The sequence below is a fragment of the Thermodesulfovibrionales bacterium genome, assembly GCA_035686305.1.
In the GTDB taxonomy this organism is placed as follows: domain Bacteria; phylum Nitrospirota; class Thermodesulfovibrionia; order Thermodesulfovibrionales; family UBA9159; genus DASRZP01.
The window spans coordinates 1-18,936 of record DASRZP010000130.1; the positions used below are offsets into that span (position 1 = coordinate 1).

Annotated in this window: 24 protein-coding genes; 8 read left to right on the forward strand and 16 right to left on the reverse strand. The window is 49.9% G+C overall.

Annotated elements, in window-relative coordinates; all coding sequences use genetic code 11:
- The 6 genes from VFG09_14425 to VFG09_14450 all read right to left on the reverse strand — a co-directional run.
- On the reverse strand, positions 1-287 hold a 287-nt coding region (locus VFG09_14425; protein HET6516351.1), incomplete at its 3' end, for a CRISPR-associated protein Cas6.
- A 109-nt stretch (positions 288-396) separates the two neighbouring features.
- Positions 397-879 carry a hypothetical protein gene (locus tag VFG09_14430; protein ID HET6516352.1) on the reverse strand — a complete coding sequence of 161 codons (483 nt, stop codon included), beginning with the start codon at positions 877-879 and terminating at the stop codon, positions 397-399.
- Between the two features lie 152 nt (positions 880-1,031).
- The gene (locus VFG09_14435) at positions 1,032-1,436 is read right to left on the reverse strand and encodes a M67 family metallopeptidase (protein HET6516353.1); all 405 of its coding nucleotides are present in this window, start codon (positions 1,434-1,436) and stop codon (positions 1,032-1,034) included.
- 15 nt (positions 1,437-1,451) lie between these two features.
- Entirely contained in the window at positions 1,452-2,252 is an 801-nt protein-coding gene (gene moeB / locus VFG09_14440; protein HET6516354.1) for a molybdopterin-synthase adenylyltransferase MoeB, read from the reverse strand.
- Entirely contained in the window at positions 2,252-2,497 is a 246-nt protein-coding gene (locus VFG09_14445; protein ID HET6516355.1) for a sulfurtransferase TusA family protein, read from the reverse strand. The genes moeB and VFG09_14445 overlap by 1 nt, the downstream gene beginning before the upstream one ends.
- Before the next feature lie 42 nt (positions 2,498-2,539).
- Complete coding sequence (locus tag VFG09_14450; GenBank protein HET6516356.1) at positions 2,540-3,847, reverse strand: homoserine dehydrogenase; 1,308 nt, start codon at positions 3,845-3,847, stop codon at positions 2,540-2,542.
- Between the two features lie 175 nt (positions 3,848-4,022).
- Between VFG09_14450 and VFG09_14455 the strand changes: the two genes are divergently transcribed.
- The 6 genes from VFG09_14455 to VFG09_14480 all read left to right on the forward strand — a co-directional run bounded on the left by VFG09_14455 (position 4,023) and on the right by VFG09_14480 (position 7,416).
- Entirely contained in the window at positions 4,023-4,244 is a 222-nt protein-coding gene (locus VFG09_14455) for a ribbon-helix-helix protein, CopG family (GenBank protein ID HET6516357.1), read from the forward strand.
- Complete coding sequence (locus VFG09_14460; GenBank protein HET6516358.1) at positions 4,241-4,642, forward strand: putative toxin-antitoxin system toxin component, PIN family; 402 nt, start codon at positions 4,241-4,243, stop codon at positions 4,640-4,642. Before VFG09_14455 ends, VFG09_14460 begins: the two co-directional genes overlap by 4 nt.
- 149 nt (positions 4,643-4,791) lie before the next feature.
- Entirely contained in the window at positions 4,792-4,986 is a 195-nt protein-coding gene (locus VFG09_14465; protein HET6516359.1) for a hypothetical protein, read from the forward strand.
- A gap of 29 nt (positions 4,987-5,015) precedes the next feature.
- Positions 5,016-6,257 (forward strand): MBL fold metallo-hydrolase, encoded by a 1,242-nt coding sequence (locus tag VFG09_14470; protein ID HET6516360.1) that lies wholly within the window; start codon positions 5,016-5,018, stop codon positions 6,255-6,257.
- Positions 6,258-6,272: 15 nt separating this feature from the next.
- The gene (locus VFG09_14475; protein ID HET6516361.1) at positions 6,273-7,010 is read left to right on the forward strand and encodes a hypothetical protein; all 738 of its coding nucleotides are present in this window, start codon (positions 6,273-6,275) and stop codon (positions 7,008-7,010) included.
- 184 nt (positions 7,011-7,194) lie between these two features.
- Positions 7,195-7,416, forward strand: a complete 222-nt coding sequence (locus VFG09_14480; GenBank protein HET6516362.1) for a hypothetical protein — start codon at positions 7,195-7,197, stop codon at positions 7,414-7,416.
- Positions 7,417-7,593: 177 nt separating this feature from the next.
- Here VFG09_14480 and VFG09_14485 read toward each other — a convergent pair whose 3' ends face one another.
- From VFG09_14485 to VFG09_14495, 3 genes are all read right to left on the reverse strand, one after another.
- On the reverse strand, positions 7,594-7,926 hold the full coding sequence (locus VFG09_14485; GenBank protein ID HET6516363.1) for a hypothetical protein: 333 nt from the start codon (positions 7,924-7,926) through the stop codon (positions 7,594-7,596).
- A 120-nt stretch (positions 7,927-8,046) separates the two neighbouring features.
- The gene (gene ilvA / locus VFG09_14490; protein HET6516364.1) at positions 8,047-9,234 is read right to left on the reverse strand and encodes a threonine ammonia-lyase; all 1,188 of its coding nucleotides are present in this window, start codon (positions 9,232-9,234) and stop codon (positions 8,047-8,049) included.
- Between the two features lie 301 nt (positions 9,235-9,535).
- Positions 9,536-10,792, reverse strand: a complete 1,257-nt coding sequence (locus tag VFG09_14495; GenBank protein ID HET6516365.1) for a multiheme c-type cytochrome — start codon at positions 10,790-10,792, stop codon at positions 9,536-9,538.
- Between the two features lie 428 nt (positions 10,793-11,220).
- Here VFG09_14495 and VFG09_14500 point away from each other — a divergent pair, with 428 nt between their 5' ends.
- Entirely contained in the window at positions 11,221-11,505 is a 285-nt protein-coding gene (locus tag VFG09_14500) for a hypothetical protein (protein ID HET6516366.1), read from the forward strand.
- Between the two features lie 284 nt (positions 11,506-11,789).
- Here the strand turns inward: VFG09_14500 and VFG09_14505 are convergent, their stop codons facing one another.
- From VFG09_14505 to VFG09_14525, 5 genes are all read right to left on the reverse strand, one after another.
- Entirely contained in the window at positions 11,790-11,948 is a 159-nt protein-coding gene (locus VFG09_14505) for a DUF2934 domain-containing protein (protein HET6516367.1), read from the reverse strand.
- A 723-nt stretch (positions 11,949-12,671) separates the two neighbouring features.
- Positions 12,672-14,087: an ATP-binding protein gene (locus tag VFG09_14510; protein ID HET6516368.1), complete on the reverse strand. Its 1,416-nt coding sequence runs from the start codon at positions 14,085-14,087 to the stop codon at positions 12,672-12,674.
- On the reverse strand, positions 14,065-14,742 hold the full coding sequence (locus tag VFG09_14515; protein HET6516369.1) for a response regulator transcription factor: 678 nt from the start codon (positions 14,740-14,742) through the stop codon (positions 14,065-14,067). The genes VFG09_14510 and VFG09_14515 overlap by 23 nt, the downstream gene beginning before the upstream one ends.
- A gap of 147 nt (positions 14,743-14,889) precedes the next feature.
- Entirely contained in the window at positions 14,890-17,316 is a 2,427-nt protein-coding gene (locus tag VFG09_14520) for a plasma-membrane proton-efflux P-type ATPase (GenBank protein ID HET6516370.1), read from the reverse strand.
- 27 nt (positions 17,317-17,343) lie between these two features.
- On the reverse strand, positions 17,344-17,511 hold the full coding sequence (locus VFG09_14525) for a hypothetical protein (GenBank protein HET6516371.1): 168 nt from the start codon (positions 17,509-17,511) through the stop codon (positions 17,344-17,346).
- Between the two features lie 206 nt (positions 17,512-17,717).
- Here VFG09_14525 and VFG09_14530 point away from each other — a divergent pair, with 206 nt between their 5' ends.
- Positions 17,718-18,047: a c-type cytochrome gene (locus VFG09_14530; GenBank protein HET6516372.1), complete on the forward strand. Its 330-nt coding sequence runs from the start codon at positions 17,718-17,720 to the stop codon at positions 18,045-18,047.
- Positions 18,048-18,209: 162 nt separating this feature from the next.
- Here the strand turns inward: VFG09_14530 and VFG09_14535 are convergent, their stop codons facing one another.
- Entirely contained in the window at positions 18,210-18,671 is a 462-nt protein-coding gene (locus tag VFG09_14535) for a universal stress protein (protein HET6516373.1), read from the reverse strand.
- 37 nt (positions 18,672-18,708) lie between these two features.
- On the reverse strand, positions 18,709-18,936 hold a 228-nt coding region (locus VFG09_14540; GenBank protein HET6516374.1), incomplete at its 5' end, for a universal stress protein.

The following is an 18,936-nucleotide window of genomic DNA, read 5'->3' on the forward strand; positions in this document are numbered from 1 at the left end:
CCCATCTTCATCCTCGTATCCTGCCTTGCCGAATACCTCTCCCAGTCATACCATTTCAAATTGCAGTCTTTCACCTTCACCAGCTTCGCCGCTTCGATCATCCTCTTAAAATCGATGCCCAAAGGATCGACCCCGCAATGAAAATAGCCAAGAAGGGAAAGCCTTCTGAGGATTTGTCGGATCAGCACGTGAAACTCGAGGTCGAGGGTTAGATGCCCGTCATACACAAGTCTCGTGGGAGTAAGGAAGGAAAGCGTCAAGAGTGGGGACAGTCCCTTTTCTACCACCTCACTCCCCGCGGTCGGTAAATCTTGGGACAGTTCCCTTATGCCAAGTTCAACATTCAAAACATATCGCTCAAAGGATTTGAGGGTCTTCGTCTTTGAGTTATAGATTTCACCCTCCCCTGCATCCCCTCCCCTCAAGGGGGGGAAGAAGGGGGGAGACAGAGACCCTGTCAAGAAAGTACTTCCCCCTGCCCTTCCCGAGACCGACCTTCCCCAGTTCGTCAAAGGTATAAATGAAATAGGGAAGGTAATCAATCGCCTTGCCAATCAGGGTAAGCCCAAAAGTAATTCTTTCTCCCTGCGTGTAGGCATGCCTCTTTTCAGGTGGTGGCTCTATGATAAAAGGGTGAGGCGCCGATTTATACTTCCGCATGATTTTGGTGTCCCGGGGTGGTGGTGTTTCAAAAACATAGGAATAGACACACTTCTCTTTAAGGAGGCAGTCGAGGCAATCATTTTTCTTGAGGGCACAGACTACTCTTCTGAAAGCATTTCCGAAGCCGCCCCTCAATGTGGAGCCTTTGTAGGAAGGCAAAAGTATGGTATCTTTCGCTTCCAGGGAAAAGGAAAAGGATTGATACTCGATAAGCAAGCACCCTCCGGACCGTCTTTCTCGTTATCTTTCGGGAATGTTATCACATTTCAGGTCCCTTGTCCAGAATTCGTAAACGGATTGGACGGGCGTCCGGCAGCGAAGGCCTGCGAGAGCCCTCTTGAGTCTTGCCCCCCGGGGACCAGCCGAGGTTAGTCTTCTATGACAATCGCAACCTCTTCCACGCGAGCCTCCTTGATGAGAAAGCCCTTGACAACAGCCATGTCTTCGGCAAGGCTGACGATGACATAGTCACAGTCATCATAATAGGCGAGGCTCACGTCCTTATTGGAAGGGAATGGGGCGGAAGCAGGATGGGAATGGAAGATGGCAACCATGGCGAGGTCCTTCTCCCTCATATCCTTCATGGCCTTGAATTGTTCGGAGGGGTCCATCAAATAACTGACGGGGGAGTTCTCGATATTGGTCATGGGGTAGAGGGCCGAGACCTTGTTGCCCTTGCCGGCAAGAATGCCGCACGACTCATTCGGGTATCCCCGCCGGCAATGGGCGATCATCTCATCAAAGATCCTGGCGGGGACTCTTATCTCAGACATTTCCTTGGCCGGCCCTCAGAGTATGCAGTAGTCAGCCTCGTAATCCCGGAGCTCTGTGATGGTCGGGTTGTCTCCGCAGACCGGACAATCGGGGTTCTTCGGCACCCTGACACGTCTGAATGTCGTCTTCAGGGCATCGTATATCAGGAGGGTGTTCTTCAGGATTTCACCCTTGCCGAGAATCAGTTTGAAGACCTCGATGGCCTGAAGGGAACCGACAACGCCCGGTATGGCGCCGATGACACCGGCTTCCTGGCATGTCGGAACGAGGCCTGCCGGCGGCATGTCCTCGAAGAGACAGCGGTAACAGTGCCCTTCTCCGGGGACAATCGTGGTGACCTGGCCTTCAAATTTGAGGATCGCACCGCTCACGAGGGGCTTCCTCAGAAAAACGCAGGCATCGTTCACAAGGTACCGCGTAGGGAAATTATCACTGCCGTCCACCACCACATCATAGTCCCTGATGAGATCAAGGATATTGTCCTTGCTTATCCTCTCCTGCATCCCGATCACCTTCACATCAGGATTGAGCGCCTCGAACGCAGCCCTCGCTGACTCGACCTTGGGAAGGCCGATGGTCTTCGTGCTGTGGGCGATCTGCCTCTGGAGATTGCTCATCTCCACGGTGTCGTTATCAATGATGCCGATGGTGCCGATACCTGCTGCAGCCAAATAATATCCCACAGGACAGCCGAGGCCGCCTGCTCCGATAAGAAAGACCTTTGCCTTCAGGAGCTTCTTCTGTCCCTTGCCCCCAACTTCGGGTAGGATGATATGCCTGCTGTATCTCTGGAGTTGGTCTTCGGTGAATTCCATTATTCCTTCTCCTTCCTGATCTGGAGTATCCAATCGGTATCATTGATCTTCTCCACCTTCAGGACCTTTTGTCCATGGTCTTCCATTGATTTTGGGATGCTCCTTGAGGCCTCCTCGTAATCGAGGAGTATCTCCAAAACCTGACCGACCTCCATGTCCTCGATGGCGATCTTTGATTTTACAAAGGTATAAGGACAGGTGAGCCCCTTTATGTTGATCGACTTGTCCGGTTTTATCCCTTCCATCCCCTCACCTCCAAAACAGTGATTAACCTTCGGCCTTCTTCTCTATCCTTCCTTGCCCTCGACCCTGATGAAGTGGGTCTTGTCAGCCACAACAGGGAGGTGGTCAATCGCTTCGATTGCCCTGAGAACGTCTCGTTCCCTTGCCCTGTGAGTCAGGACTACAAGGGGGACGGCTCCGCCAAAACGCCTTCCCTTCTGGATAACCGATGCTATGCTTATATTGTTATCGCCGAGGATACCGGATATCTTCGAAAGCACACCGGGGCTGTCAAAGGCAGAGAATCTGAAGAAATACATGGACTCCACATCTTCCATCTTCCTTATCCTGAGGGGCGACGGCGTCGTCCTGATAAGAGGGACCCTGCCGGTGGAATTGATCTTCATGTTTCGCGCGATGTCGATGATATCGCTCACGATGGCGCTCCCCGTGGGCATATCCCCTGCTCCCCTCCCGTAATAGAGTGTCGATCCCACAGCATCTCCTTCTACGTATATGGCATTGAAGACACCATCAACCTTTGAGATGAGGTAATCAGCCGGGATCATCGTCGGATGGACCCTCAGTTCGACCTCACCGTCCACTGCCTTGGCTATGGTGAGGAGCTTTATCTTGTAACCAAGTTCCGAAGCAAATTCGATGTCCTGCGGCGTAATTTTCGTGATCCCTTCTCGGTAGACGTCCTTGTAGGCAAGGGGGATATTGTACGCCAATGATGCGAGTATGGTGAGCTTATGAGCAGAATCTATGCCCTCCACATCAAAGGTCGGGTCTGCCTCTGCGTACCCGAGTTTCTGTGCTTCCTTGAGGGCATGGGAGAATTCGATCCGCTCTTCCGTCATCCTGCTCAGGATATAATTTGAGGTGCCGTTGATTATGCCGTAAACATTCAAAATTCTGTTTGCCACGAGGCCTTCTCTCAAGACCTTGATGATGGGGATCCCGCCTGCGACCGACGCCTCAAATCCCACCTCCACACCCTGCTTCTCGGCCTCGCTGAATATCTCGTTCCCTTCGGTAGCAAGGAGGGCCTTGTTCGCCGTGACAACATGTTTCTTGTTCCTTATCGCCCTGAGAATAAAGTCCTTGGCAGGGTGTATGCCGCCGATGAGTTCGACGACAATATCAATTTCAGGGTCATCCAGGATCTCTCCAGCCTTCGTCGTCAGGACGCCTTCAGAGACCTTGATCCCCCTGTCCCTTGTGATATCAAGATCAGATATCCTCTTCAGGATGAGATCAAAGCCAATTCGTTCCCTGATGATGTCACGATTATTCAGAAGGATCTTCGCCGTTCCGCTTCCGACGGTCCCGAAACCTATGATCCCGATGGCTATGTTGCCTCCTGTCAAGATACCTCTCCCTGTGTTATATAAGCGGAATGCTCTATTATGCGCTAAAGACCCGCGTTACTTCAATACCGATAACGCAGATTAAACCCGAGTTCCGTGACGAGAAGACGTAACTCTCTACACCCTGATCCTTTGACTTTGTGGTCATTGTAGTGTATTGTAATACAGGAGATGAATGATGAGAACAGTATTGTCAGTCAGTCTTCCGGAAAACATGTCTGAAGAACTCGACAGACTTGCAAAAACTACTGGCCGCAATAAGAGCGACATCGTGAAGGAAGCCCTGGGCTTGTTTCTGTGGGAGACGAAGCTCCGGGCTGTCCAGAAACGGCTCGGCCCCAAGGCGAAGAGGGTTGGGATCGTCAGCGAGGAAGACGTGTTCAAAGCGATCTCATGATCGCGGTCTTTGACACCAATGTCCTTATCGCCACGCTGATCACCGAGGGCATCTGCGCGAAACTGCTGCACCGGGCGCGCGCCGGAGAATTCTCCCTTGTCTCATGTCCTTTTATCATGAAGGAAGTCCGGCGTATCCTGTCGAGGAAATTTCGCCTTGGAGATGAAGAAACAGCATCGGCAATGGAGCCCGTCACCGAGGCGGTCGACCGGATCATCGAGCATACCCTGAATGTCAAAGGTGTCTGCCGGGACGCTGATGATGACAACATTCTTGCTTGTGCGCTGGCTGCAGAAGCGGAGTATCTGGTTACGGGAGATGCGGACCTCCTGGAGCTCAAGAGGCATAAGGTCGTCAGGATCATCACCCCACGGGATTTTGAGGCGATGTTTTTATAGTAAGTCCGGCACAGGGGCTGCTTCAAGCATGTTGCTCCCATCCCCTGCCGCCGGCTTTCCTGTTCTCTTCGCAACAAGGCATATTACCTATCGAGTCAGAGCCGCCTTCGGGCGGATATACCGAGAATAAAGAGAACGGTTCTGTTTAAGTGGTAAGAGAGACAACAATTGACGAAGGAGAAATAAACAGAACCGTCCCCTTTATTTTTATTTATGTTGAGGTTATTGAACCCACCTGGTTCAGGGAAAGACTGAGAAAAGAATTTGCGGAGGCAGTGCAAATTCATTCATACAGACAAGGGCACGGCTTGAGACCGCTTACAGGAAGGGCTGATGGGGGCTAGAGAAGAACAGTATTTAGAGAGCGCATCTAATGAAGATAATCATCCATCGTGGCACTAAAGAGATTGGCGGTACGTGTATTCAGCTTTCGACTGATAGGACGACGATACTGCTCGATTTGGGGCTTCCCCTAAGGAAAGACAGCAAAGCCCTTAACCTTTCAGGAATAAAGAAAGATGCAGTTCTGATAAGCCACCCTCATGCCGACCATTACGGGCTGATAGACACGCTGGAAGAAAACGTGCCGGTCTATATTGGTGAACTCGGGAAAAAGCTGATCGACGCAACAAGAATCCTGCTCAGCAAGGAACTTCAGAAGAACGATTTTCACCATTTCAAGTCCTGGGAGCCTTTTACTATTGGAGATTTTATCATAACTCCCTATCTTGTTGACCATTCCGCTTGCGACGCTTATGCCTTTCTGATCGAAGCTGATGACAAGCGGGTGTTTTACAGTGGCGATTTCCGAGGGCATGGAAGAAAGTCAGTGCTCTTTAGAAGAATAATCGAGAACCCACCGAGGGATATCGATCTGCTTTTCATGGAAGGCTCCATGCTCGGACGTAACAACGACGATTACCCCGACGAGAAATCTGTAGAGAAAAAAATCTTTGAGATTATCAAAGACCAGAAAAACATAACCTTCCTGATTTGCTCCTCCCAGAATATCGACCGCATTGTTTCCGCCTTCAAAGCCTGCCTGAAAGCTCGGAAAACCCTTGTCCTTGATTTTTATACAGCATGGGTATTAGAGCTGCTCAAGAACGCTGGCTTGAATGTACCGGCGATGGATTGGAACAACATCAGAGTCTTTGCCGAATATGGGCAGGATAAAAAGGTTAAGGCCAGCCCAGAGTATTTCGGAGACTTCAGGCAACGGGTTTATACCAAATATCGTATTAGGAAAGAGGCACTTTATGATCACCCGGAACGATATGTTTGTGTCTCTAAGATGTCAAGGTTCAGGATTGTTAATACATATAAGAAGGAAAAACCCGTCAATGTTATCTATTCTCAATGGAAAGGCTATCTTGACGATCCGGAACATCAGTCATTCGGATCAAAACAGATCGCCGACTATCGTGCCGATCCTATGGTCAATTTTACATATGCCCACACCAGCGGGCATGCTCCTGTTCACGATCTGCAATTATTCGCAAAGGCAATAAATGCTAAAATGGTCATTCCGATCCATACAGAGTTCGGAGACAATTTCAAACAATATTTCAGTAACATTGTAATCATTAGCGACCTGGAAGTATACTTTTTGTGAGAAGGAGGCGTAACGATGCTGGGAGATAAACATATAAGAAATGCAGAGATGGCTTCAGAAGTTTGGCTCAATCTTGAACCAAGTCAGAGGGACTCATTAAGAAAGTATTTTCACTTAAGACCAACAAGCTCAGGTGTTACAATTATATACACACTCCCGATCGCGCCGATGAGAGGGGTTGGCACGCGAACTCGTGATGAGTTGAGGGAGAGCTTACACAGGCTTTATGTTGAATTCCCCAAATTTACCTCAACTGATGATGAAAAGAGTCGTGAGGTACTCAAGAAACTTGACTTTAAAGCAAGAAAATGTGATCACCCTGAATTATTAGAAGAATATACGCAAGCGACTCTTATTAATACAATGGAGGACAATAAGACTTTGGAAAGTATCGTTAACAGTAGTGGACCCATAAAGTTCATAGCTTCGGAGTTGATTTTTGAGAACGGTCCAAACAGGATTGATATTGTTGGCTATGATAGCAAAGATCTGTACTTTTTTGAATTGAAAAAGGATAGGACCTCTAAAATAAAGCAACTAGTTGACTATGTGAAATATTACAAGAAGAATGAAGTTCTTGGCAGGCTTTTATCGGTATACCCAATTACTAGCGTAGAGAAATACGACGCTATAAAGCCTATAATGGTAATGAGATACGCTGAGAATTCTAGCAGTAACAAACGTTGGACTGACTTAGCCAATAAAGGGAAGATACAAATTATATTCTATAAGCCTTCCTACACTTTTGAATGATAATATAAGCGGCATCTTGATGCCTGCCATTAGCGATGTTTTTTGATCCTTCCCACCAATATCGTGTTATCAAAAAAAAATAAAGGGGACGGTTCTCTTTAAGTGCTAAGAGAACCAAGGTATCAATTAATCGGTAAATAGCCTAAACAAATCCTACGGATAGCTGATAAAGGTGGTGGAATAAATGAAAACATACATGTACTCTCAAGCACGGGGAAAGTTAGCAGACATCCTTGAGGAATCAAAAAAGCAGGAAATTGTTATTCGTCGCCGAAAAGGAGATATGTTTTCTATTGTTCCGAAAGCTCCTGTTCGCCGCTCGCCATTTGATGTATCTGGGTTAAGAAAGAATATTTCACGCAAGGAAATAATAGAGGCGATTCATGAATCTCGAAAAAGGGCATAACGCCTCCTTATTTACTCCGGCAATTGAATATATGAAACGTATTGTGGTTTATCATTCCGGCTTGTCCGGAATCTTTGTTTTTTCAGAAGGGTTCCCGACGCGCTCCGCTCGCGGGAATGACGGCTTTTGAAGTGTTTGCTTGCCGCGGGCAATAGATCACCTATCAGCGAGAACAACTCAGCGGACAAGATTCTTCCACCAGTCAGATAGCATTCCGCTCTGCCAAAGATAGATAACTCCGAAGATGGCGATGACTGCCGCTCCCGCGACAACAAGGAGCGTCCTCCGTTCAGCAGTCAACCAATGACCTTGAGTTGTCTCATCACTGCTGCAATTTCTTGCCTTATGTCCGGCTGTCCTTTTTATCGTCTTTTTCTCTGCTGTCCCAAGTCTCTTCTTGCCGATTTCAAGGTATTCAGCCTTCTTAAAGGCCTTGTAGGTAACTTCGACATCCCTTGTCTGAGACTCGGTCTCCGAAGGGCATTGATTACAGGGTTTCTTCTCTGTCATACCGGTATCATACTTCTGACACTGTTCCAGTGCCTAACCCTCAGATAATGAGCGATGTTAATCAATTCTCTCCAACGGGGTCCGCCCAAGCAGGGCCTAAGCGATTCCAAGGCATGCCCTTCAGATCCTCCGTTTTGTCTCGAAGCCCTTTGTCTTTAACTCCGAAACAATCTCATCGAAAAAGAGCTTCCCCCTCGTCTCGAGCGTAACAATGACACGCGTCTTTCCCACGGGAAGATCACTTGCAAGCCTGTCATGAACAACATCCAGGATATTGCCCCGATGGGAGGCGATAACCCCCGTCAGGGAGTGGAGGCTTCCCGGCGTATCGTCAACGGTCACCTCGAAAACACCGACTCTGCCCGTTGCGTTGAGACCTTTATGGATTATCCTGTCTATAAGGGTGAAGTCGATGTTCCCGCCGCTGACGACAAGAACAACCTTCTTGCCCCTGAATCGTTCCCTGTTCTCGAGAAGGGCGGCAAGGGGGACCGCGCCCGCCCCCTCAACAACGAGCTTTTTCCGTTCAAGAAACAGGAGGATCGCCATAGCAATAGAATCTTCTTTCACCACGACCATGTCATCCACATATCGGCTCATGATCCTGAACGTCCTTTCACCTATCCTCCCTACCGCAATTCCATCAGCAAGTGTGGGCCGGGGAGGGCTCTCCCGTATCTCCTTCTCCCTGAAGGAGACATACGCAGACAACGCTGATTCCGTCTGTACGCCGATCACCTCAGTCTTTGGCGACAGGGACTTAAAGGCTATTGCAACCCCAGAAACCAGCCCTCCCCCTCCGACGGGAACGAGAACCGAATCTATCTCCTTCAGTTCCTCCATAATCTCCATACCGACCGTCCCCTGCCCGGCGATGACGAGATCATCATCAAATGCATGAACGAAGGTATAGTCTCGCCGGGACAGGGCATACCTGAGGGCGTCGTCAAAGTTTTCGCCGTAAAGCACAACCTCTGCCCCATATCCCTTTGTTGCCTCCTCTTTGACGATGGGGGTGGTCACGGGCATGACAATCTCTGCCTTTATCCCCAGTCCTGCAGCGGCAAAGGCAACACCCTGTGCATGATTACCCATGGACGCTGCGATCACCTTCTGACCCTGGAGAAAACGCATCTTGTTAAATGCCCCCCTTGCCTTGAACGATCCTGTCTTCTGGAGGTTTTCTGCCTTGAGATACACCTCGGCAGTCGTCATTCTGCTGAGAGAGATTGAATAGATCAGGGGTGTCTTGTGGACAAAGGTCCTGAGATGCTCCTGCGCCTCCACAATGTCTTTTATCTCAACCACTGAATCACCTCTTTGTCATTCTTGCGCGGCAACATGCACCAGACAGAGAAAGCCTTTCTTCTTATAAAAAGATCATTCCTCTTTTTGACATCACATTATATTATAAAATGAAAAAGGCTATGCTGTCATGATTGGGGGTTCACAGGGAAAGATCTCGTCCTATGGCGGCGCCTCCATCCGGAAATGAGCAACGCGGATTTAGGGGGGAGACAAAGAAGACCTTGCGGGAAGCTCAATATTCATGTCCTTTCTGCAAGGTCTTCATAAAGAGTGCCACTTACGTAACTATTGAATTATGATGTCATTTGCCTTTCTTTTCACCTGCTGCCCGCATTTCAGCCGCCATTTCCTTTATCTCCGTTAAGCTCCTCTGCATTTCGCTCCATCCATACCACAGCGCATAATCAGGATTTGCATGGAATGTCCCCTGGAATGTCCTCATCCTATGTTCGAGGTACATAACAAAGAGCTTCTGCTCAACAACCGTTGGCGCATCGTGGAAGGTGAGCAGATCAGGGAAGGGATAAGCGTAGGTTTTCGGTTGTTTGAGAACGCCGTCTTTATACAGGTCTGCAACGGTAAGAATCGCCTCGGCCATGAGGCGGTCGGCCGCCTTGATCATCTGATCGCCCTTCTCCAGTTCTGCCTTCGCAAAGTTGACGGAGTGACACTGATGGCATGTGTTGATCATCTTGTCACGGTCCTTCTGCCATTCTTCCTGGGTCAGTCTGGCAAGGTCCGCAGCTTTCACCACATCAAGCCTCGCAGTCGGTTTCCCGTCAGGAGCCAGTACCCCCAGCGCTTGCAGGATTGTTGCGCGGTCTGCTGCCCACTGTTTGTCCCCCGGCAAGGGAAGGCGGACGGCAAGGAATCCCCAGGCGGCCCTCACGGCATGATTCCCCTCCTGCATATGACAGGTCTGGCAGGTAGGCGCCGCAACATCATCAGGCAATACCTTGTTTTGCTTGAGTAAGAATCTTACCCCGTGTTTTGAGCTTGAATACATCTCCCACTGCGGGTGATCGAACCCCATATGACAGGTCGAGCAGGCCTGCGGCTGCCTTGCTTCCTGCACGGAAAAGGTATGCCGCGTATGGCAAGAGTCGCAGGAGGCATTGCCAAAAATCTGGCCGCTCTTCTTCAGGTCCTTTATCTCTGTCTCACTCTTCATTCCTATCTTATGGCAGGCTCCGCATCCCTTCATTCCCTCTATGAGCGCCATTGGCTGCCAATGTATCGTCGGCATCGCATTCATGGATGCCCACCCGAATGCGTGCTTACCTCCCTTGTATTGATTGACCTGCTTTTCATGGCACTTGGCACAGATATCAGGTGTCGGAATCTGAACGTTTGCCACATCCTGGCTGGTCGTATGTTTGTCTCCGTGGCACGAAGGACAGCCAATGCCGTTCTTGCTATGTTTGCTTATTTGCCAGTCTGAGACGGCCTTCGGAGTGACTTGTTTGTGACAATCCTCGCAGTTTTGGGCTGAGGCAGAGACGGCAAATACCAAGATCACTCCAACAAGTAATGAAATCCTTGAAACCATCGCAAGCATGATTAGCCTCCTATCTAAAATGTTCCAGTCATCAGGCAACTACCGTCTTCACTCCCTCCTTTCCTGCTTATTCGAAATTCGACTCGTAAGAATCAACGCTGTTACCTTCTTGAACCCTCCCCAAAAAGCTTACTTAAAGCCTATCACGTCTAACGTATTTGTCAAGTTATAGCGTCATAAATAATGGCGTATTTCAACCATGCATTGCAGCCATTTATGCCGCTTTCCAAATATGCGATGCGCATATTTCAAGGACGCTATGTATAGAATTATTAGGTTTTCTCTCTATGTACAAAAGTGAAGGGCGCTTAAGGTATCGAAACAGAACAAGAAGAAATCACTGGGCATGGCTCATCACCAGTGCCGTCCATGTGATGCGGAATTTCAGAAAACGAGGTTATAATAAAGAAAGCCTAGTTGGAGGTTATATGAAAAAAATAAACTGCTGGGAATTCATGGGGTGCGGAAGGGAACCGGGAGGCAGGCAAGCCGACGAACTCGGAGTGTGTCCCGCCGCTGATGATAAACGGTATGACGGTATTCAGGGCGGGAAGAATGCCGGGAGGGTCTGTTGGGTTGTGGTGGGGACCATGTGCAACGGCGAGGTGAAAGGCACCTTTGCGAAGAAATATCAGGACTGTAAGAAATGTGAGTTCTACAAAAAAGTCAGGGAGGAGGAATCAATCCTGCATAAACTTTCCCCGAAAGATTAGTGTAGCGCGGCCAACGCTTCTTTACATATGTTTTGAGTGCATTTCCTGTCATTGTCCCGAAGGCGGGAATCCAGGCTCCCTTGTTTTCCGAAGAAAATGGATTCCCGATTACTACCTCGGGAATGACGTGCAAGAAACTTTGCGACCTTTCTCATGTAAAGGGATTTCTGACTCACTACACCAGGAACAGTCATTCTGATTTTCCCGCGCGCCTCAGTTCATCCAACGAGGCACATCACATCATCGAAGGCATTCTTGAGTTACGCCCGTTCAATTCCATACTTCTATGTCCGCAACTGGAGCATGCACTCTGTCTCCTCCTCGATACTGTTCCAGACAATCCTTTCTGCCTCGAGCCAGTTGTCAAGGTCATGCCCCTCGGCCTTCCCACTTTCGACGTAGAGCTTCAGAGCCACTTCTTCTACTAAGTCCACGGTAATCATCACTCTAACCTCCTTGCTTTGTCGGTTTTCTCTTTCCGGACTTATCCCGACTTAAGTGTAGTCTTTCTCACGCCAGGTTATTCCGCAGATCTCATTCTCCGCAGGATCTCTTAGAGGCTCCCGACAGAGGACTCATCATTTCCCTCGTCATCGGCAACGCCGAGTACCTAGCAAACTTCTGGCACTCAAACCCGGTCTTCATGCAAAAGCTTACACCACTGTCATTGCACCGTATGCAGGGCGGCTTGCGCCCCTGGATGCCTGTCACGATGGAACGGTACTCTCGCGGACTCATTGATTCCTCCTAAAAACACAGTCCGAGCCCCCACCGCTCTCCTTACGCGGGCAAAAGATGGAAATCTCTCTTTTATGAGGGCTGTAGGTAAAACACCCGGTCTGAGAACATCTCAATCTCATCGCACGCTTTATCCACAAATGTGGGGAGCCATCCGGACCAAGGCGATGAGAACTTTCCTGATGTTCTTCTTCTCCATAGATTGCCTCCTTGTTGCGCGGAGCGATACATGATCCTCAATTCTTGACTCTATTCTAGTTCAGCGTTCCTGACCAAAAGCTGACGGGAAGATTACCGAAAGGTAATATTGCATAAATTCATAAACTTCAGGGACCGGCATGACGATGGCTGAATGATACGATGGTTAGGGATTCAGCAGTCTGAGTGGGATGGAGGGCAAAAACCGGTGCGCATCTCTGTCATGAGGATCAATGAGAGGCAGATTTCGGCAGGGTGATGGTAAAGGCGCTCCCCTGGTTCAGGCCGCTCGTTACACTGATATCTCCGCCGTGAGCCCTGGCGATTGCCCTGGCAAGGCTGAGACCAAGCCCCGTGCCCTCTTGCGACCTGCTTTGATCACCCCGATAAAAGCGTTCGAAAATGCGGGAGAGGTCAGACGGAGGGATGCCGGTTCCCGTGTCCTTAACCGAAATCACAACCCCTTCCTTGCCATCCTCAGCAACCGAGACCTCTACCGACCCTCCTGGAGGGGTGTACTTGACCGCATTATCCAGGATATTGGACAACATTCTCTGGATCATAGGGCTTTCACCAGCGATAAGGCTCCTGCCAGCAGCGTCGCAGTCCAGGCTCACCCCCTTGTCTTCAGCCACGGGTTCAAACAATTCGCATGCGCCGCGGACTAGTCCGAAGATATCAATCTCCTCATGGGAGAGGCTGCTCAACCCGGATTCTGTCTTGGAGATCATGAGCATGGTGTTTATCATGTCAAGAAGCCGGTCGCATTCCTCAACGGTGCCGGCAGCCATGGACTCAAAGTCACTCAGGGATTTTCCTGTGCTGAGAGTCACCTCAGCGCCTCCGCGGATTCTCGTAATGGGGCTTTTCAGATCATGGGCAATGTTATCGCTCATTTCCCTGAGCTCTGCAAGGAGGATTTGAATACGGTCAAGCATTTCATTGAAGGTGATGGCGAGCTGATCGATTTCATCTCCACCGCCCGTCACCGGAACCCTCTCTTGAAGGACGCCGCTTGATATCTTGCGGGCTGTTCGGGTGACTGCCTCAACGCTGGACACAGCCCGCCTCGCCATAAACCAGCCAACCCCCGCGGCGATGACAATGAGGCAACTCATGGTGAGGGTAAATTTCTCCTTAAACGCATTTAGAAGGTGGGAATAAGTCTCCATAGCCTGTCCGACCTGCAAGATCATGGTCGGGCTAAGCATTGCGTAAAGGATGCGCACTTTGTCCTTACGATGGGGAATCACAGTCGTCTCGAAGACGGGGGCATTACCCTGAAGCAGCTCCTGTATGGCAGCCCTTTCAATGCCGATATCCTGCCAGTAAGAGACGTTCGTAGAAGAATAAACCTGTCCGTCCGGCTGAAGAAGGCGAAAAAATACTTTCTTTACCCCTGCTGCCTGGGCTTCGATAATCGTGGCATTCTCGACGGCGGCGATGCCTTCTTTGCTCAGAAGTACAGAAAACCTGTTCACCTGGCTCAGGAGCTCCTGATCGGTACGTTCGCGGATGACCGACAAGATGAGGGTATAAAATAAAAGAAAGGCAACAAAGGAGGATACCGTAAAGATACCGGCATACCAGATGGTCAGCCGGAACGCAAGGGTACTCCTGAGGTTAAGGAGTTTCCTGAAGCACATATCCCACTCCACGAATGGTACGGATCAGCTTCTTTGCAAAATCCCTGTCAATCTTGTCCCTCAGCCTGCAGATCCTCGCTTCCACCACATTGGTCTGGGGGTCGAAATTGTAATCCCAGACATGCTCCATGATCATGGTCTTGGAAACCACCCTTCCCGAATTCCTCAGAAGATACTCAAGGAGGGAAAACTCCATTGGCTGCAATTCGATCTTCCGGCCCTCCCTGGTCACTTCACGGGTGATGAGATTCATGGACAGATCCCCGACGGTCAGGCGTGTCGGTTCAGCCTGGCCGCTCGCCCTCCTGATTAATGCCTGCAGCCGTGCAAGGAGTTCAGAAAAAGCGAAGGGCTTCGTGATGTAGTCGTCGCTTCCGGCCTGAAGTCCCCTGACACGGTCGTCAACAGCTCCCCTGGCGCTCAGCATGATGACTGGCGTAAGGATACTCTCCGTTCGCATCTTCCTGACGAGAGACAACCCGTCCAGCTTTGGCAACATGATATCAACAATGGCCGCGTCATAGGATTCGGTCATCGCCATGTGAAGGCCATTCTCACCATCCGAAACATGGTCGATCGCGTACCCCACAGCCTTTAGCCCCTTCACGATGAAAGAGGCTATCTTGTTATCGTCCTCAACAAGTAAAACTCGCATACCTAAAAACCCGACGTACAGGAACGAGGCGCCATACACCCACCCAGCTTCTCTTGCATAAATTATTATAGCTCCCTGTCCTTCTCCCTTGTCCAGACGACTTGATCGTAATGGTCGCGATGCCTCCCCCCCTGCGAAGCGTTCGGATCATAATTTGAATCTTCTGAACATATAAAACTTCGGGAAATCAATACCGAGCGTCACCACTGCCGAGAATATCAGAACAGCGGCAACCTGATACGGCGTGAGGGAAGGGACAAAGATACCGTAAACTCCCAACAGGAAGAAGCCGATTATAGTCGCGGCGCTCAGGATACCTAATTCCCTTCCCGGCATTGATGACCAGAAGTGCCTCCGCTCCCTTACGATCAATACCCTGAACTGGCTGTTGAATACCAGATTGAGCATCACCAGGGTGCGGAGTCTTTCCCATTCAAGATGGAAATACTTTACGCCTATCACAATGACGAGCATGCCTTCCACGACCAGGAGCATGCCCGGTACAAGCGATGCCAGCGTGATGTTTTTTACATCCCATGTGTTCGGGTTTGTGGTATGTTCGACATTGTCTGTCGCCAAAGACATGGTGACGAAATCGTTTGCAAAGACGAGGAGCGACATCCCGAGGAGGGAGAGTACAATGTCATGGAGCCAGAAGAAACTCAGGGTCAGGAGACCGACGAATTCGATAACCTTTGTGACCTTATTGATAACCCATGTCAACATCCGTTGATAGGTCTTCCTGCTTATGGTTATCGCATCGATTATGACACCCATGCCAGGCTCCGTCAGGACTACACTCGCAGAGGCCTTTGCCACATCCGTCGCATTGCTCACGGCTATCCCCATCTCAGCCTGTTTCAGTGCAGGCGCATCGTTGACGCCATCTCCCGTCATTCCTACCATGTGACCCCTGGACTGCAGAAGTTTCACGATCTTGTACTTATCCTCGGGATAGATCTCGGCAAACCCGTCGCTTTCTCCGACAATCTTGACCTGCTCATCATCGCTCAAGCCCCCGATGTCCGCGATACGGACAATGTTTCCACCGATCCCCGCCTGAAGGGCTATCTCCTTCGCTATAGCCATGCTGTCGCCCGTCAGCATGATCGGCTTTATTCCCAGCCTCCTTGTCTGTTCTATCATGCCTTTGGAGTCCGGCCTGACTGGATCAGCCAGGGAAAGCAGTCCCGCGAGTTTAAGACTATCCGGGTCGTAGCCTTCTGAACGGGCGACTGCTATCGTTCTGTGCCCCTTCCGGGAAGACTCTTCTACGATGCGCTTTGCCTTCTCGATCTCTTCTTGCTCGATTCCCCGGCACATGGACATGATGATCTGGGCTGCGCCCTTAACAGTCTTAAACTGTTTTGTCTTGACATCGATGATCGCCTCGGTCCTTTTAATCAATGGATTAAACGGGGTATAAGAAATCCTTTTGTAGCCGCTGAGATCGACGTTCATACCTTTGGCATATCCAATGACGGCGAGGTCTATGATGTCCATGCCCTCCTCTTGCGAGGCCAGAGCGGCTGCAGCGACAACATCCTCTTTCGTATATCCGGAGAACGGTATGCTTTCGACAACCGATAAGGTATTCTGGGTTATCGTGCCTGTCTTGTCAAAGCAGAGGACGTCTATTGAGGCGGCGTCCTCGATAGAATCGAGCCTCGTCACTAAAGCCCCCCTTCTTGCGAGCTCCGTTGCACCAACGGACTGGACAATGGTGAGCACAGCCGGAAGGGCCACGGGGACTGCGCCCATAAGGAAGATTACCGCCAGGGTAAGCACGGTAAGAATATGTTCCTCCAGTTTCATGATCGCGCCGTACGCCAAAATCAGCATCAATGCGGCCATACCCAGATACATCATGTATCTGACGATAGCCATCATCACTTCCCCCTGGTGGGACTTCGGTTTTGCTGTTTTGACCAGCTCCGCTGTTCTGCCAAAATATGTGTTTGCGCCGGTATTGACCACCACGCATTTCGCAGCTCCACGCCTGATTACGGAACTCGAATAGATTATGTCTGATTCGCGCGTCTCCGCAGGGAGCGATTCCCCGGTCAGGGCCGATTGATCGACGGAAAGCCCGCCGGTCATGATCTTGGCATCGGCGGGAACAATATCTCCGAGCCCTACGGCGATGGTGTCTCCCGGCACGATCTCTTTCGCCTGTTTCGTAACCCAATCCCCTTGACGCAATACCTTTGCCTTGACCGCCAGTTTTTTCCTGAGGAGTTCGACCGCTTTCTGCGATTCCCGCGTATGCATGTGGCCGATGACTGCATTTACCGTGAGCAACACAAAAATGATACTCCCTTCAAGGTAATGCCTCAGGAGAAATGAAAGTCCCATTGCAAGCTCAAGCAGCCACGGCATGGGTCCCCAGTAGCGGAGAAGAAAATCGAGGAAGGGGCTCTTCTTTTTCTCCGGTATTTCGTTATAGCCGAATATCTCAAGACGTTTCCCGGCGTCGACCTCTGAGAGCCCCTCGTTGGAAGTCTCGAGGATCTTTAGAGACTCTTCAATGGAGAAATTCTTGAATTCAGATGTGTTTCTGACACTTCGATCCATGGAGACAAAGGTTCCTCGTGCTTTTCTTCATGTCGATTGTTCATCATCTGCCGGCGGCATAAGGTAATCTATCCCGATTTTCGTCCTTTCATCAGCAACCACAAAGATGACGATGAACGACCTGCCAAACTTCATCGCTTCGTTCAACAATGCGTCGACGCATACGTATTCCCTTCCCGATTCCCAGTGTACCATCGTCAGGCCACTTTTTATAGTCACGAACCGAGATGAGAGACGTAGCTCACAAGACTTGGGATATCCCCTTTCTTGACAATTTCGGATAAAGAGATATCATATATAGGGACATCACAGGAGAAGTCCCTATAGCGTTTTGTTCAAGGGACTCTATGGTGTCCGAACATTTTATGTCACAATTCCAACTACGAGATGAAGGAGGAAGCATGAAAAGGATTGTCGTGTCTGTTCTTGTCTCCCTGGTTCTCTGTTCTTTTACCGTTGCGGGAATTTCAGCAAAGGAGCCTTCAAAAAGCCGAGGGGAAGAGTTGTTCATGAAACACTGCAGTAAGTGCCATCCCAACGGAAGCAACGTAGTCATCGTCACGAAGACACTCAACCCTAAGGACCGCGAGGCGAATAAGATTAAGACTGAAGAAGACATCATTAAGCTGATGAGAAATCCGGGGCCAGGCATGGTGAAGTTCGGCGAGAACGTCATCTCTGAAAAGGACGCGAAGGCGATTGCTGCCTATATCATGAAGACCTTTAAATAGCTTCGCCCTGCCGTCGTGGCAGTATTATGACGGGGCTGTCGAAGCCTGCCAATCGGGGGGGGGCGGAAAAGACCGCTATCTTCTGAAGTTCTTTGTCCGGAAGATCTTTGTCCCCTTCATCCCAAGGGCATCGTACCTTTCACAGAACAGAGATGGGCCTTGTCAGAATCCCCCGGATTCCGGTTCCTTTTTCACCAAGAGAACCGAACACGGCATCTTCCGGACAAGTTCATCGTTACTTCGTCCGAAAAGAAAGTGCTCCAGATGACTCTCTTCGTGCGCAAGTACAATAATAAGGTCTATCTGTTCTTCCTTCACGGTATTGAAAATTTCCTCTATGGGTTTTCCCTCCTTAATCACCTCCTTTATGTCCATACCCTTCTTTCTTTCCAGATCGATAATGGCATGCAGCTCCCCTTTCGCCTCCTGCAATGCTCTCTTGTACTCTTCTTCCAGAGACGGTATCGGGAGGTTCCATCGTCCGAAAATAAAAGAATCATGGACCACATGGAGCACATAGAGTTCAGCCCCGTATTTTTGGGATAAGGAAATCCCATAATGCACGGCCTTTCTGCAGTACCTCGTCATTCTGCTTACAACAAGAATACGCCTAATGTCTTCCATAGATGTCCCTCCTCCCAGTGACTTGCTTGAAACGCCGTTATCTTCTTACTACGAGGACAGGAACTTTCATGTCCTTGTGGATGATCCCAAAGGTAACGCTTCCGAGGATTGTTGCCTTTATGGTGCTCTTGCCATGAGACCCTATGACGATGAGGTCAGCCTTTGATCTTTCTGCCTCTCTTACAATCGCATCCACCGGATAGCCCGTTCTGACAACCTTCTTTGACGGAACACCGCTTCTCTTACACAGCCTTTCGGCGTCGTC